Here is a 14,674-nt window from a genome sequence, read left to right as displayed (position 1 = left end):
GCAAATACCAAGCGTCATTCTTTATGAGGCTTGGTATTAGGCCGCTTCGGCGCGGCGAACCTTCAGCCTCTGGCCAACGCTGACGATCGCCTTGAGGGCCGGTACCAATTCAGCGCCCAGTTCGGTCAGGGCATATTCGACAGATGGCGGCGAGGTCGGCATGACGGTACGCGTCACCACGCCCTTCTCTTCCATGTCCTTGAGCCGCGCGCTCAGCATCTTGGCCGAAATCAGCGGCATGTCGGACTTCAGCTCACCAAACCGCCGCGCACCGCCGCTCAGGTACCAGATGACATTCGGCGTCCAGGCGCCGCCCAGAAGCACCATGCATTCCCCCACCGCGCACAGAGGCGGCAGGGTCTCGGCTTTGTTTTTCCTCAGTTTTAAGGCCATGATTTCGAAACCTGCTTACCGAGCGGTAACTCGATTCTTTAGTAACATAAAGTAATTAGATTTACAAATGTAATCTTTACCGCAATCTTCATGGCCTCTACCCACAGGAGGACCCACCATGAAGTTGTTCTACGCCCCCGGCGCCTGCTCCTTGTCACCCCACATCGCCCTGCGTGAAGCTGGTCTCGTCTTCGATCTGGAAAAGGTCGACCCTGCCGCCGGCACGACGAAAGCCGGCCTTAGCTACGCCGATATCAACGCCAAGGGCTATGTCCCGGCCCTTCGCCTGGCCGATGGCGAGGTCCTGACCGAAGGCGCGGCCATCGTGCAATACATCGCCGACCTGGCGCCACAGTCGGGCCTGGCGCCGGCGGCCGGAACCCTGGCCCGGATCCGTCTTCAGGAACACCTCAACTACCTCGCCTCCGAGGTCCACAAGGCCTTTACGCCGCTGTTTCGCAATACCACCAGCGAGGAAGGCCGCGCAGCCGCCCGCGCCAATGTCATCCACCGCCTCGACTATATCGAGCAGGTCCTGAGCGATGGCCGTGCCTTCCTTGTCGGGGAGGGCTTCACCGTGGCCGATGCCTACCTGTTCGTGGTTGCCGGCTGGACCAAACCCACCGGTATCGGCCTGGAGCGGTGGCCGTATCTGCAGGCTTTTGTCACCCGCGTCGCGCAACGCCCGGCGGTCCAGGCCGCCCTGCAAGCCGAAGGGTTGGCGGCGTGAGCCAGGCCGCCGTCAAGGCCGTCCTCCAGAGCTACTTCGACGGCCTCTATCACAGTGACGCCGAAGCCCTGCGACAGGTGTTCCATCCTAAGGCTCACTATGTCTGCGCCACGGACGAAGACCTGGTTCATATGGACATGGCGGCCTATCTTCCCATTGTCGCGGCGCGGCCTTCTCCGGCCAGCCGCAGCGACGCCCGGGCCGACCGGATCGTTAGTATCGATTTCGCCGGCCCCCATACCGCCCGTGCCCTGGTCGAATGTACCCTTGCGCCTAAGGCGTTCAGCGATTTTCTCACCCTCGTCTTCACCGGCGGCAGGTGGCAAATCATCTCGAAGGTTTTCCATTACCAAATACGGAGCAGCTAAGTGCCCTATGTCAATATCAAGATCACCCGCGAAGGCGCGACGCCGCAACAGAAGGCCGCCCTTATCAAGGGCGCTACCGATCTGCTGGTCGAGGTGCTGGGCAAGAACCCGGCGACCACCTTCGTGGTCATCGACGAGGTCGAACTCGACAACTGGGGCATAGCCGGCGAGCCGGTCAGCCAACGCCGCAAGAAGGGACAATGAGATGAACGCCGGATACGCCGTCTGGGCCTTTGCGGCTGGCGCGCTGATCCCCGTCATGGCCGCCATCAGCGGGACCCTGGCGCGTTCGACGGGCAATCCTGTACTGGCCGTCGTGGTGTTGTTCGTCGTCGGCCTGATCGCGTCCGCCGCCGTCCTGCTGGCCACTGGCACACAAGGGATCGCCACCCTGCCGACGCTGCCGCCGTGGCTGTTTACCGGCGGACTGATCATCGCCTTTTATGGCCTCAGCGTCGCTGTCCTGACACCACGTTTCGGGGTCGGCAACACCATACTGTTCATTGTCGCCGCCCAGATCGTCACCAGCACCGCGATCGACCATTTCGGTTTGTTCGGCGCGGCGGTGAAGCCGGTCAACCTTGTCCGACTGACGGGACTGGCGGTGCTTGTGGTCGGCGTCGCGATTACCCAGTTGGCAGCAAAAAGCCCAACCGCCGCACAATGACGATTCACATCCGGAGCGATCTCGTTTAGGTTAAGACCATGTCCTTGCTTGAACGAGCGCCTGATCTGGCTGCCGCCAACGAAATCCTCCATCGCGTCTTCGGTTACGAACAGTTCCGCGGCAAGCAGGCGGAGGTGATTTCCGCCGTCCTGGACGGGCACGACGTCCTTGCCGTTCTGCCGACCGGTGGCGGCAAGAGCCTGTGCTACCAGATCCCGGCCCTGCTGCGGCCCGGCTTCGGCCTGGTCATCTCGCCTCTGATCGCGCTGATGAGCGACCAAGTCAATGCCTTGCTGGCACGCGGCGTCAAGGCAGCCAAGCTCGACTCGACTCAGGACCTGAACCAGCGCGGTGATATCTGGGACGCGGCCCGCACCGGTGAGCTGGACCTGCTGTATCTGTCGCCCGAAGCCCTGGCCTCGCCGTTCGTGCGTGACAAGCTGAGCCGGCTGCCGGTCAATCTCGTCGCCATCGACGAAGCCCACTGCATCAGCCAGTGGGGCCACGATTTCCGGCCGGAATACCGTGCCCTGGGCCAGGTCAAGGCGCTGTTCCCGGATGTGCCGGCCATGGCGCTGACGGCCACAGCCGACCACGTCACGCGCGCCGATATCTGTGCCGCCCTGCATCTCGACAAACCCGTCGAGGTCGTCGCCGGCTTCGACCGGCCGAACCTGTCGCTGCGTTTCGTCCGCCGCAAGGGCGCGGCCCTCAAGGAAATTTCCGCCCTGCTCCAGCGCCAGAAGGGCGCGTCCGGCATCATCTATTGCGGATCGCGCGACGGGACCGAAAAGCTGGCCCGAGCTTTGACTTTGGAGGGCTTTTCGGCCACCGCCTATCACGCCGGTCTGTCCGCCAATATCCGCGAGGACCGGCTGAAGGCCTTCATGGCCGGCCCAGAATCTAAAAACCAAGCCAAGATCATGGTGGCGACCATTGCCTTCGGCATGGGTATCAACAAGGCCGATGTTCGCTTCGTCATCCACGCCGATCCCCCGTCCTCTATGGAGGCTTACTGGCAGGAGGTCGGTCGCGCCGGCCGCGATGGCCTGCCGGCGTCAGGCGTGTGTTTCTACGCCCCGGGCGATCTCGGCTGGGCGGTCCGGCGGCTGACCTTGCGAGAGAATGAAGGCGCCGCCGACCAGAGCGTTCAGAAGCAGAAGGCGCGCGACTTCTTTGCCACCGTCCTGGGACCGGATTGTCGGCGCCAGGCGGTGAAGCGCTATTTCGGCGAAGAGGCCGGCGCGGCGTGCGGCACGTGCGACAACTGCCTGTCGCGTGGGCGTTTGACGGATGTCACCGAGCCGGCACAGATGCTGATGTCGGCCCTGTATCGGATCAATGGCGCGCGCGGCCGCAAGAAGCTGGTCGACCACGTGCTGGGCAAGTCCGACCGCCCGGACTACACCACCCGCATCAAAACCTTCGGCATCGCCAAGGGGCAGTATGACGCGGCCTTGCTGACCCATGTGCTGGACCAGTGCGAGGCGGCCGGGGTGATTGCCGAGGAACTGTACGACGGCAAGATGCCGATCGTCGGCCTACGCGACTCCGACCTGCTGAAACAGCTGTTCAAAGGCGACCTGAAGCTGACAGCCAAGATCTGAAAATAAATACTCACCCCTTCGGGTGGGCCGCCGCATAGGCGCTGAGCAGGCGTTCGGCGTCGACCTGGGTATATTTCTGCGTCGTCGACAAACTGGCGTGACCCAGCAATTCCTGGATCGAGCGCAGGTCAGCGCCTGACCCCAGCATATGCGTCGCAAACGAGTGGCGCAGAGCATGAGGCGTTGCCCGGTCAGACAAGCCCAGGCGCGAGCGCAGGTGCTGCATGGTCGCCTGGACGTGACGCGGCGAAAGCTCACCACCGCGTTTGGCGCGAAACAGCCGGTCCGTGGCCGCGAGGATAAAGGGCTGCTGCGATTTGTAGCGTTCGATCGCTTCGCGCACCGCCTCCAGAACCGGCAGGACGCGCATCTTGTTGCCCTTGCCGGTGATGCGCAGGGAGTCGCCCAGGGGTGTATCGGCCACCGTCAGAGACAGGGCCTCCGAGATCCGCAGACCCAGGCCGTACAGCAGCATATAGACGGCTTCGTCGCGGCTGTTTTCCCAGTCGTCGCGATCAGCGTCCATCCGGGTTTCGGCCAGCAGACCGATCGCCTGGTCTTCATTGAGCGGACGGGGCAGGGTCGCTTTGAGACGCGGACCGCGCATCAGCCCGACCTGGACATTGCCACGGTCCAGATGCAGGTCGAGATAGCTGTGAAACGATTTGACGGCCGACAGGTGCTGGGCCAGGGACCGCGCCGAAAGCGGATTTTCCTTCCCACGCAGATACGCCATCCAGCCGCGCAGATCGGCCGAGGTCACACGCGCCACGTCATCCAGGGACGCTTCCCCCCAATGCTGACGCAAATAATCGGTATATCCGCGGAAGGCGTGGCCATAAGCGGCCAGGGTATGCGCAGAACAGCGCCTTTGGCCCTTTAGCCAGCCAAACCACGCCGTTCGCGCATCATCGAGAGTCATGACGGCTCCTGGTCATCCGCTGCGCCTAAGACCGCCGGGTGGTCTCCCTCCCCTCTCCTTGCGGATCAGGGAGGCGTGGTGAGAGGGCTTCACCTCCAAAAACCTTGGGGGGCTTTGGGAAGGGAGACCTCAAAGGCGAACGCATGTCCGTTGAACATTATATAGGCGGTCTTTGCGGCAATTTAAGGCCGAAAAGTTACCCCTTTGTTCACTATCTCGGTGATGGCGGTGTGAACGATCCCGCCGGTATTATTTCGGCGCGCGCTTTGCGAGGATACGCTGCAACGTCCGCCGGTGCATGTTCAGCCGGCGTGCCGTTTCCGACACGTTCTGTCCGCACAGGGCATAGACGCGCTGAATATGCTCCCACCGCACCCGGTCGGCCGACATCGGATTTTCCGGCGGGACCGGCGCAGAATCCTCGACCACCAGCAAGGCCTTGACCACATCATCGGCGTCGGCCGGCTTCGACAGGTAATCGATCGCGCCCGACTTCACGGCCGCCACGGCGGTTGCGATATTGCCGTAGCCGGTCAGCATGATCGCCCGAGCGTCCGGGCGGGCCTTGTGCAGGGCCTCGATCGCCTTCAGCCCGGAACCGTCGTCCAGCCGCATATCCATCACGGCAAAGGCCGGCGGCGATTTGGCGATAATGTCCAGGGCCTCGTGGACGCTTTCCGCCATCGTCACTGCAAAGCCACGCGTTTCCAGCGCCCGGCCCAGCCGGTTGCGGAACGGCGCGTCGTCATCCATGACCAGCAAGGACTTGTCGGTCAGGGCCGCCAACCTGGCGGCAACTTCCGCCTTTACGTCGGGGGCAGCTTCTTCGATCATGACACGTCTCCTTCGTCGATCCACAAGATATCCATCTGATCGCGCCGCCACAAGGCCCGGACATAGGCACCTCCGGCGTCACGGTTGCCGAAGGTGACTCGCGCACCTGTGTGTTCGCACAGGGTCTTGGCGATGAAAAATCCGAGACCCATGCCGGAATAGGACCGTCCCTCCGCCTTCGGAGCGTCCTCACCGAATACGCGCGACGAGATATAGGGATCACCCAGACGCGATAATATTTCAGGTGAGAAACCCGCACCATTGTCTTCGATGTTCAGCGCCACAAAGCCACGCGACACTTCTATCCGTACCCAGACGATGCTTCTGGCGAAGTCGACAGCATTCTCGACGAAGGCGGCCCAGGCATGCAGCCACTCCGGCCGGCGCAGGATCATCAGCCCGGCTTCGCGGTCCGGCTCCACGGCATGGCCTTCGCTGAGGACCTGGATGATGATCTCCTTGCGGTCTTTGCGGTACGGCCCGACGATGCTTTCCAGGAAGGCGCGCACCGGCATATGGTCGAACACCGAATCGCGCGTCTCGGGCTTCTGCGACAACTGTTTCAGAATATCGCGGCAACGCTGGCTCTGCGAGACGAGGAGTTCGGCGTCTTCGTACAGCGGATCGGTCTTTTTCAGGCTGTGCAGCATCTCCTTGGCCACGACCTGGATCGTGCCCAACGGCGTGCCCAGCTCATGCGCCGCCGCCGCCGCCAGGCCACCGAGCGCCGACAGACGCTGCTCGCGTTCCAGAACCGCCTGGGTCGCCGCCAGGGCGTGCTCCATGCGGTTGGATTCCAGGGCCGCCTGCCAGGCATAGCCGGCGGTAAACACGATCCCCAGCAGGATGGCCGCCAGAAAACCGAAGCGGTAGATGTCGGGCAGCATAAAGGTTTCGCCTGGCCGCCACGGCAGCGGCAGATGCCAGAAGGCAATGGAGATGGTCGCCAGCATGGCCGCCACCACCACGACCATGGCGTGACGGGCCGGCAGGTTGGCGGCGGCCACGGTTGCCGGCGCCACCAGCATCAGGCAGAAGGGATTGTTCAACCCACCTGTCACCCCCAGCAGCAGGGCAAGCTGAACGGCGTCGAAGCTGAGCTGCAAGGCGGCCTCCCACCCGCGCATGCGCTGAACAAAGCGGCGGCCGAAGGTGAGGATGATGTTCAGCCAGACGCTGGCCGTAATAATGCCCAGCGTCAGCCAAAGCCGGATTTCATACTGGAACACGAAGGCGATCAGCAGGACCATGGCGGTTTGGCCCAGTATGGCCAGCCACCTCAGCATGACCAGGGTGCGCAGGCGCAGGGGATCCTTTTCCCGGCTGAGCGGGCCGAGCCCGCGTCCTGCGTCATCGGGTCCATTGAAAAAGGCGCCCAGGCGCTCTAAAGCGGTCATCATGGCTCCTGCATCCCTGGGCGAGGAATAGATGACAAAGTTCCGGCTGGCAATCATTGGCGCGGCCTTCCTGGCCCTGATCGGCCTGGCCGGTCTGAACTACTATCTCAACCTCAATGGCGCGCAACGAAACGCCAGTGTCGACCTCGACCCGTCGAAACTGCCGGGCGGCGCCTTTACCCTGACCGACCAGAACGGCCAGGTGGTGACGGAAGCGGCTTTGAACGGCAAATGGACAGCCGTTTTCTTCGGCTATACCTACTGCCCGGACTTCTGCCCCCTCACCCTGCAGGCCCTCGCCCAGGTCCAGACCCAACTGGGCGGCAAGGCGAAGGATTTCCAGATCGTCTTTATCAGCGTCGATCCGGCGCGTGACACCCCGGCCAGCCTCAAGGCCTATCTCGACAGCGGCGGCATGCCCAAGGGCGCCATCGGCCTGACCGGCACGCCGGACCAGGTCGCGTCCGTGGTCAAGGCCTATCGTACGACGGCGTCCAAGGTCGGTGAAGGCGACGCCTACACCTATCAACACACCACCGCGGTCTACCTGATGGACCCCCGGGGGCGCTACAACAGCTCCTACGCTTACGGCCTGTCGCCCGCGGAAATGGCCGGGATGATCAAGGACGCCATGGCGGGGAAATAAAAAGCCCCTTCGTCCTTGGACGAAGAGGCCTTGAGGCGTATTGAGAGGGCTTCTTCAGGGCCTTTTTTTGGCTTTACCTACTGCCCGATCGAAATCGTGGCGCGGCGGTTTTCAGCGTTCTTCACCCCGTTGCCGGTCGGAACCGCCGGTTGGGCTTCACCCTTCCAGTCGGTGTTGACCGCCGAGGCTGGCACGCCCATCTGGATCAGGCCGTCGGCCACCATGCGGGCCCGGTTCTGCGACAACTGGATATTATAGGGCGCCGAGCCCGAGGTGTCGGCATGGCCGGTCACGGTCACCGGAGCGCCAGGCTGGCTGCGGGCCTGCTGGGCGGCCGCCGAGATCACGGCCAGGCCATCCGCCGTCGGCGTTGCGCTGTTGAAGGGGAAGTAGACGGTGAAGTTGCGGCGGGCGGGCGGTGCGACCGGCGCCACGACCGGCGACGGCGAGCTGTAGGTCTCACCCGACGACACGGTCTCTTGCGGCGGCGGACCGACATCGGCAGCGGGACCGCGCGGGGCACCGAACGACCAGCGCAGACCGATGGTCAGGCTGTGGTCGCGGATCTTGCCCGACATACGGCCTTCATAGACCTCTTCGACAAGGGTCGGCCCATAGGCTTCGGCGACCGCAAAACTGGCCAGCGCGGCGCTTTCACAATTGGGCGAGCAATCATTGTTGTATTCGTTGTAGGCCACATCGGCGCGGACATCGTAATTCGCCTTGCCGACCTCAAGATAACGATAGGTCAGATCGATATTCAGGCGATCCGACGCCGCCCACGCCAGGCCGGCGATGACCTGCCCGGCGGCGGCGGTCTTGCTGGAGCGGATCGAATAGCTGGTGGAATAGTCGGGATCGGAAGTGGTACCGGTATAGTCGGTCTCGACCTTCACGGCGCCGACGCCCAGGCCGACGAAAGGATGCAGGCGGCTGTCGGGTGAGATGTCGTAGATGACGTTGAACATCAGCGAGGTCAGGTCCAGCGACCCGCGGCCGGCGGCTTCGCCGTCATAGCCGGAGACAATGCTGTCGCTGATATCGCCGGGGCGCTCGCCATATTCCAACTCGGCGCGCCAATGCGGCGACACCTGATTACCGGCGCGAACGAACACGGCGGCCTTGGCTTCGGTGTCCAGCGCAAAACCGTCGGCTTCCTCGATGTCCTCATCGATGATGGCGGCGGCGGCGAAAGCTTGCGCCGATGACGATGAGCCCTCGTCACTTTCCGTCCGGGAGACCAGGGTGACGTCGCGCAGCACCAGGGTCTGCTCGTCCATATCGTGGACCCCGGCATCAGCGGCGACGTACCAGCCGAGGCGGGTATCGGCGGAAGCGGCCGCGGCCATCATCGAGACGGCGCAGGCCAGAACGGCAGCGAGCTTGAGGCGCATTATGCACCCTCCAAAGGCGAAATCTTGTTAAGAGAAGCTTGAGACTAGCAGAAAGCCCGCGGCGCTGAAATTCGGTTATCCCAATTGGGGCAAGATCGTGGCGTTATGCGTCTTTTGGGCCGCAGTGACCCGCGATAACACGGCATATCCGGCCGATCTTCGCGTCATGCACGAAGCCAAATCTTAACGGCGCGCCTATCACGCGTCTTCAAAATGGATCGCGAGGTTGTGAATGGCGCCGGACGCACGTTTTTGCTAAGCTTTCTTTACGGGCTGAGGCTCGTACAATCCTCCGGATCTTTATCACGGAGCCGACACAGGCTAATGTGCCTAACAGAAAGGCCTCTCATCTCAGGATGAGAGGCCTTCGTTGTTTCGTGCCGCTGACTTTCTCATAGCGGGCTCATAGCGGGTTTCATGGGCCGGCAAATCGCCCTATGCACGCGCCACGTAAATGGAGTTGCCGCATGTCGAATCCCGCCGGACGATTTTCCTTTCTGTCACGGCTCAGGCGTTTCGGCCATGCCGTCGACGGCTTGATGGTCATGATGCGCAGCCAGCCCAATGCCGTGCCGCACCTGATCGCCACCGTTATCGTCATCCTGCTGGCCGCCTTCTTGGGTGTCGAAGCCGCCGACTGGCGCTGGCTGATCGTCGCCCTTGCCGTGGTCTGGACGGCAGAGGCCTTCAAGACCGCAGTCGGGCACGTCAGTGACCTTGTCTCCCCTGATGGCGCAAGCCATGCCAGGGACATCGCCGCCGGTGCCGTCCTGATCTGCGTCTTCGCCGCCGTCGTTATCGGCGCCATCACCCTGTGGCCCTATCTTCATGCCTATCTCCAGGTCCTGAGCGGACCGGTTCATCTGTAGACTTGCCATTTAATACGATTCGTATTATCCAGAATACGTAATACGGATCGTACCAAATGACGCCGCTTGCCTACGCCCTGCTGGGATTGATCCGCGACGAGCCACGTAGTGGCTACGGCCTGCGCAAGGTGTTCGAAACGACCCCCATGGGCAACTATTCGAGTAGCCCCGGCAGCATCTACCCGGCTCTGAAAAATCTGGAGAAGGCCGGCCTGGTTGAAAGCCGGGCCACCGGCAAGAAGAGCGTCTTAGCTATTACGACAACCGGCGAGACAGCCTTTGCGACCTGGTTGGCGCAGCCCGTCACGTCGGAAGAAGATCCAAATATCGCCCTTCTGCGCTTCGCCTTTCTGCAAAACAACCGGCCGCAGTCGCTGGATTTTCTGATGTCGTACGCCCGATGCGCCCACGCCAAGGTCATAGCCTTGCGGAATTTCCTCGACAGCGAACCCGGCCAAGCCCTGCCATTGCAGGCCCGGCTGGCTGTTTACCACGGACTGAAAACCACCGAAGCCGCCGCAGAATGGGCGGCGGATGCCTATCGTCAACTTAATGAGGACATCACACCATGAAGTTTGCTGCAAAATGCTTAGGACTCTGGTTGACCATGCTGGCCATAACCATGATCAGCGGTATGATCCTGTCGCCAGGCGCCGCCCCTCCAACCGCCGGAGAACCGTTGACCGCCTTCCAGGCCATGGCGATCGTCTATGCCGTCCAGGCCATCGTCATTGCGGTCCTGGCCGCTAATATCCATCTGGCCCGGTTGCCCAAGGCAATCGTCCTGTTCGTCATCACATTCGGCACGATAACCCTGATGTCGTGGATCGAAGCCATCTTCTTCAATGCGTCGCTGAAGATGTCATCCACCCTGTTGACCTTCATGCTGGTTAACGGCGCGATCAGCGCCGCCGTGATCGCGGTCGTCAGCGCCCTGCTATGGCCGTCTAAAGACCCGCAACCGCTGGCCAGCCTGGGCGGACTATGGTGGAAGCTGGCGGTCATCTCACCGCTCTATGTCTTCGCCTACTATGCCGCCGGTACCTTTATCGCCTGGCAGAGCGAAACCCTGCGCGCCTACTACGCCCAGGGCATCAATATCGACCAGAGCCTGCTGGTTCCGTTGCAGGTCGTGCGGGGCCTGATGTGGGGCGGACTGGCGGCCGTCATCGTCAAGTCGGTTCAGGGCTCCGCGTTGTTCCGTAGTCTGATGGTCGGCGTTACCTTCGCCTGTTTGTGCACCATCGTCCTGCTGATGCCGAACCCGGTCATGCCGTGGCCGGTGCGCCAGATCCACTTTATCGAGGTCTTCGTGTCAAACTTCCTGTTCGGCTGGGCCGCTGGCGCCATCCTCCTGACCGGCGCGCGTAAGAAAGCCGCGGTTCAGGCCGCGTAAGCCGTCACGAATGCCTCGAAAGCCCGGGCCGCCGCTTCCAGGCGGTCCGGCAAGGCATAGCGCGGCCTGAACAACGCGACAGTGCGACGCGGATTGAAGCCGGTCATAGCTATACGCACGACATTCCCCGCCTGGTAGGACTGCGGCATGACGGTAATACCGATCCCCGCCCCCACCATAGCCAATGCCCGTTCGTCCTGAGCCGTCCGATAGACCAGGGGCGGACGGACATTGCGGTCGGTAAAGTGCCGCGACGTCTCCGACAACACTTCGCACCGTGAACGGACGATCATATTGTCATTGGCCAGATCCTCGCCCTGTATCTCGGCAGACCCGGCCAGCCGATGGCTCAATGGCAGGGCCAACTCATACCCCTCCTCGAACAGCGCGACCGAGGCGTCGTCCTCGACCCGGCGCAGCGACAGGGCGAAATCGACCCCGCGTTCGTCCAGCCGGTTCAGAAGTTCCTGCTCGGTGCCGTCGACCAGATCGAAGCGGATATCAGGCTGTTCGCGCAGATACCCTTGCAACAGTCCGGCGACCCACGCCGCCGGTAGGGTTTGTAATACCCCCAGCCGCAGGACATTGCTGGTTTCGGTCTGAGACAGCTCCGCCGCGGCCATATTGACCTCGTGGAGGATGGCCTTGGCGCGGGGCAGGAAGCGCGTTCCGGCCGTGGTCAGGAATACCCGCTTGTTGTTACGCACGAACAGCTCGACCCCCACCTGCTCTTCCAGCCTTTTGATCCCCGCGGACAGGGTTGGCTGGGTGATCAGGCAGGCGCTGGCCGCCTTGGTGAAGCTGCCGGTTTCGACCAGGCTGAGGAAATAGCGCAGTAGATATAGTTCCATAGACAATACCTATAATCACGATAGTTTTAATTCATTTTGGCAATACACGTAAATGGGTTAGTTTGGCCCTCGGATTATTCTTCCTTCTCCTCCCTATCGAAGATGGGGAGGTGGCGAGCAAGCGAGGCCCCTTATGGGCCGAAGCGCCGCGGGCCGGCGAGGCTCGAGACGGAGGGGTCCTCTTTCATCATCCGTACTCGAAGATATCCACCATGCCCGCGCTGAAAAGCGACATCGACCCGAACGATCCGGACTTCATCGCCAATGCCATGCGCATGCGGGCTCTGGTCGATGACCTGCTCGGCCTGACAGCCAAAATCGCCCTGGGCGGTACAGCGGCCGCGCGCCAGAAGCACACCGATCGCGGCAAGCTGCTGCCGCGCGACCGCATCGCCGGCCTGATCGACGCGGGCTCCCCCTTCCTCGAATTCTCCGCCCTGGCCGCACACAACGTTTATGACGACGACGTCCCGGCCGCCGGCATCCTGACCGGTATCGGCCGCATCAACGGCACGGAATGCGTCGTGGTCTGCAACGACGCCACGGTGAAAGGCGGCACCTACTACCCTCTGACGGTCAAGAAACACCTGCGCGCGCAGGACATCGCCCAACAGAACCACCTGCCGTGTGTCTACCTCGTCGACTCCGGCGGCGCCAATTTGCCGAACCAGGACGAGGTTTTTCCGGACAAGGACGATTTCGGCCGCATCTTCTTCAACCAGGCGCGCATGTCGGCCGCCGGGATCCCACAGATCGCCGTGGTCATGGGCTCCTGCACCGCCGGCGGCGCCTATGTCCCGGCCATGTCGGACGAATCGATCATCGTCCAGAAACAGGGCACCATCTTCCTGGCCGGTCCGCCCCTGGTGAAGGCCGCTACCGGTGAAGTTGTCTCCTCGGAAGACTTAGGCGGCGGCGATATCCACGCCCGCATCTCCGGCGTCGCCGACCATCTGGCCGCCGATGACGCCGACGCCCTGCGCACGGCACGCCGCATCGTCGGCAATCTCAACCGCATCAAGTCCATCACCCTGGCCACCCGCCCGGTTGCCGAACCGCTTTATCCCACTGAAGACATCTACGGCATCGTCCCGGCCGATACGCGCCAGCCCTTTGACATTCGCCAGATCATCGCCCGGCTGGTCGATGGCTCGCAGTTCGACGAGTTCAAGGCGCTGTACGGTGAAACCCTGGTCACCGGCTTCGCCCACCTTTACGGCTATCCGGTCGGGATCGTCGCCAATAACGGCGTGCTTTTTTCCGAAAGCGCGCTCAAGGGCGCCCACTTCATCGAACTGTGCGCCCAGCGCGGCATTCCGCTGGTCTTCCTGCAGAACATCACCGGCTTCATGGTCGGCCGCAAATACGAAAACGAAGGCATTGCCCGCCACGGCGCCAAGATGGTCACCGCCGTCGCCTGCGCCGATGTCCCCAAGCTGACCGTGATCATCGGCGGCTCCTACGGCGCCGGCAACTACGGCATGTGCGGCCGCGCCTACGAACCGCGATTCCTGTGGATGTGGCCCAATGCCCGCATCTCCGTCATGGGCGGCGAACAGGCGGCCAATGTCCTGGCCACCGTCCGCCGCGATGGCATCGAAGCCAAGGGCGGCACCTGGTCGGCCGAGGATGAGGCCGCCTTCAAGGCGCCGATCCGCGACACCTACGACAGCCAGGGCCATCCCTACTACGCCTCGGCACGGCTGTGGGACGACGGGGTTATCGACCCCGCCGATACCCGCCGCGTGCTGGGCCTCGGCCTCTCCGCCGCCTTGAACGCTCCCATCACCCCGACCCGGTTCGGCATTTTCCGGATGTAGGAGGCTACCATGTCCATTCTGATCGACAGCGACGCTCAGGGCGTCACCCGCGTTACCCTGAACCGCCCCGAGGTCCACAACGCCTTCAACGAAGGCATGATCGGCGACCTGAAGGAGGCCTTTTCCGACCTGGGCAAGCAGGACGGCATCCGTGTCATCGTCCTGAACGGCGCCGGCCGCAGCTTCTCGGCGGGCGCCGATCTCAACTGGATGCGCCGCGCCGCTGAGCAGGACGAAGAGATGAACCGCGAAGACGCCCGCGGCCTGGCCGAGATGTTCGAAACGATCAATGCCTGCCCCAAGCCGGTCATCGGCCTGGTCCATGGCGGCGTCTTCGGTGGGGGCGTCGGCCTGACCGCCTGCTGTGACGTGGTCGTCGCCGCGCCGGGCACACAGTTCGGCCTGACCGAGGTCCGGCTCGGCCTGATTCCGGCGGTGATCTCGCCCTTCGTGCTGAGCAAGATCGGCATGTCGGCGTCGCGGCGCTATATGCTGAGCGGCGAGCGTTTCGACGCCACCGAGGCCCTGCGCATCGGCCTGGTGCATCAGGTCGCCGACGACCTTGAGGTCGCCGCACAGCCGCTCATCCAGGCGTTTGTCGAAGCGGCCCCCGCCGCTGTCGCCGATATCAAGGATCTGCTGAGCGATATCGCCCACAAGGGCACCGACATCGCCGGAAAGACCGCCAGCCGCATCGCTGCCCGCCGGGCCAGCGACGAAGGCCGCGAAGGCATTGGCGCGTTTCTCGACAAGCGCAAACCGCAGTGGGACGTTTGACGA

General features: G+C 62.9%; 17 protein-coding genes. 11 read left to right on the top strand and 6 right to left on the bottom strand.

What is annotated here, in order from left to right; all coding sequences use genetic code 11:
• Window positions 1-36: 36 nt before the first annotated feature.
• Window positions 37-393 carry a winged helix-turn-helix transcriptional regulator gene (locus ABI_RS03105; RefSeq protein WP_040308525.1) on the bottom strand — a complete coding sequence of 119 codons (357 nt, stop codon included), beginning with the start codon at window positions 391-393 and terminating at the stop codon, window positions 37-39.
• Between the two features lie 118 nt (window positions 394-511).
• Here ABI_RS03105 and gstA point away from each other — a divergent pair, with 118 nt between their 5' ends.
• Genes gstA through ABI_RS03080 form a run of 5 tightly spaced genes read left to right on the top strand, consistent with a single transcriptional unit; the run spans window position 512 to window position 3,765 of the window.
• On the top strand, window positions 512-1,123 hold the full coding sequence (gstA, locus tag ABI_RS03100) for a glutathione transferase GstA (protein ID WP_006271372.1): 612 nt from the start codon (window positions 512-514) through the stop codon (window positions 1,121-1,123).
• Window positions 1,120-1,491 carry a nuclear transport factor 2 family protein gene (locus ABI_RS03095; RefSeq protein ID WP_006271371.1) on the top strand — a complete coding sequence of 124 codons (372 nt, stop codon included), beginning with the start codon at window positions 1,120-1,122 and terminating at the stop codon, window positions 1,489-1,491. The genes gstA and ABI_RS03095 overlap by 4 nt, the downstream gene beginning before the upstream one ends.
• Complete coding sequence (locus ABI_RS03090; protein ID WP_006271370.1) at window positions 1,492-1,695, top strand: tautomerase family protein; 204 nt, start codon at window positions 1,492-1,494, stop codon at window positions 1,693-1,695.
• A 1-nt stretch (window position 1,696) separates the two neighbouring features.
• Entirely contained in the window at window positions 1,697-2,158 is a 462-nt protein-coding gene (locus tag ABI_RS03085) for a DMT family transporter (RefSeq protein ID WP_006271369.1), read from the top strand.
• Between the two features lie 38 nt (window positions 2,159-2,196).
• Complete coding sequence (locus ABI_RS03080; protein WP_006271368.1) at window positions 2,197-3,765, top strand: RecQ family ATP-dependent DNA helicase; 1,569 nt, start codon at window positions 2,197-2,199, stop codon at window positions 3,763-3,765.
• Between the two features lie 10 nt (window positions 3,766-3,775).
• On the opposite strand, the gene ABI_RS03075 is transcribed toward ABI_RS03080, so the two are convergent.
• The 3 genes from ABI_RS03075 to ABI_RS03065 form a co-directional block, all read right to left on the bottom strand.
• Window positions 3,776-4,687 carry a tyrosine recombinase XerC gene (locus ABI_RS03075; protein WP_006271367.1) on the bottom strand — a complete coding sequence of 304 codons (912 nt, stop codon included), beginning with the start codon at window positions 4,685-4,687 and terminating at the stop codon, window positions 3,776-3,778.
• Window positions 4,688-4,936: 249 nt separating this feature from the next.
• The gene (locus ABI_RS03070) at window positions 4,937-5,521 is read right to left on the bottom strand and encodes an ActR/PrrA/RegA family redox response regulator transcription factor (RefSeq protein ID WP_006271365.1); all 585 of its coding nucleotides are present in this window, start codon (window positions 5,519-5,521) and stop codon (window positions 4,937-4,939) included.
• Entirely contained in the window at window positions 5,518-6,918 is a 1,401-nt protein-coding gene (locus tag ABI_RS03065) for an ActS/PrrB/RegB family redox-sensitive histidine kinase (protein ID WP_245531285.1), read from the bottom strand. The genes ABI_RS03070 and ABI_RS03065 overlap by 4 nt, the downstream gene beginning before the upstream one ends.
• A 31-nt stretch (window positions 6,919-6,949) precedes the next feature.
• Here ABI_RS03065 and ABI_RS03060 point away from each other — a divergent pair, with 31 nt between their 5' ends.
• Complete coding sequence (locus ABI_RS03060; RefSeq protein ID WP_006271363.1) at window positions 6,950-7,564, top strand: SCO family protein; 615 nt, start codon at window positions 6,950-6,952, stop codon at window positions 7,562-7,564.
• Between the two features lie 77 nt (window positions 7,565-7,641).
• Here the strand turns inward: ABI_RS03060 and ABI_RS03055 are convergent, their stop codons facing one another.
• The gene (locus ABI_RS03055) at window positions 7,642-8,958 is read right to left on the bottom strand and encodes an OmpA family protein (RefSeq protein ID WP_006271362.1); all 1,317 of its coding nucleotides are present in this window, start codon (window positions 8,956-8,958) and stop codon (window positions 7,642-7,644) included.
• A gap of 467 nt (window positions 8,959-9,425) precedes the next feature.
• Between ABI_RS03055 and ABI_RS03050 the strand changes: the two genes are divergently transcribed.
• From ABI_RS03050 to ABI_RS03040, 3 genes are read left to right on the top strand one after another with little or no spacing between them, the layout of a single operon-like run.
• Window positions 9,426-9,827 carry a diacylglycerol kinase family protein gene (locus ABI_RS03050; RefSeq protein WP_006271361.1) on the top strand — a complete coding sequence of 134 codons (402 nt, stop codon included), beginning with the start codon at window positions 9,426-9,428 and terminating at the stop codon, window positions 9,825-9,827.
• Window positions 9,828-9,883: 56 nt separating this feature from the next.
• Entirely contained in the window at window positions 9,884-10,399 is a 516-nt protein-coding gene (locus ABI_RS03045; RefSeq protein ID WP_006271360.1) for a PadR family transcriptional regulator, read from the top strand.
• Window positions 10,396-11,223, top strand: a complete 828-nt coding sequence (locus tag ABI_RS03040) for a hypothetical protein (RefSeq protein ID WP_157138680.1) — start codon at window positions 10,396-10,398, stop codon at window positions 11,221-11,223. Before ABI_RS03045 ends, ABI_RS03040 begins: the two co-directional genes overlap by 4 nt.
• On the opposite strand, the gene ABI_RS03035 is transcribed toward ABI_RS03040, so the two are convergent.
• The gene (locus ABI_RS03035) at window positions 11,211-12,074 is read right to left on the bottom strand and encodes a LysR family transcriptional regulator (protein WP_006271358.1); all 864 of its coding nucleotides are present in this window, start codon (window positions 12,072-12,074) and stop codon (window positions 11,211-11,213) included. The two genes, ABI_RS03040 and ABI_RS03035, sit on opposite strands and share 13 nt — an antisense overlap.
• Window positions 12,075-12,286: 212 nt before the next feature.
• Here ABI_RS03035 and ABI_RS03030 point away from each other — a divergent pair, with 212 nt between their 5' ends.
• Together ABI_RS03030 and ABI_RS03025 are read left to right on the top strand one after the other, a co-directional pair.
• Window positions 12,287-13,894 (top strand): carboxyl transferase domain-containing protein, encoded by a 1,608-nt coding sequence (locus ABI_RS03030; protein ID WP_006271357.1) that lies wholly within the window; start codon window positions 12,287-12,289, stop codon window positions 13,892-13,894.
• 9 nt (window positions 13,895-13,903) lie between these two features.
• Entirely contained in the window at window positions 13,904-14,671 is a 768-nt protein-coding gene (locus ABI_RS03025) for an enoyl-CoA hydratase-related protein (protein WP_006271356.1), read from the top strand.
• The last annotated feature ends 3 nt before the right edge of the window (window positions 14,672-14,674 follow it).

It is taken from the genome of Asticcacaulis biprosthecium C19 (assembly GCF_000204015.1).
Classification (GTDB): domain Bacteria; phylum Pseudomonadota; class Alphaproteobacteria; order Caulobacterales; family Caulobacteraceae; genus Asticcacaulis; species Asticcacaulis biprosthecius.
Note: the sequence above shows the minus strand (reverse complement) of the source record. Positions and strands in the feature narration are given on the sequence as shown.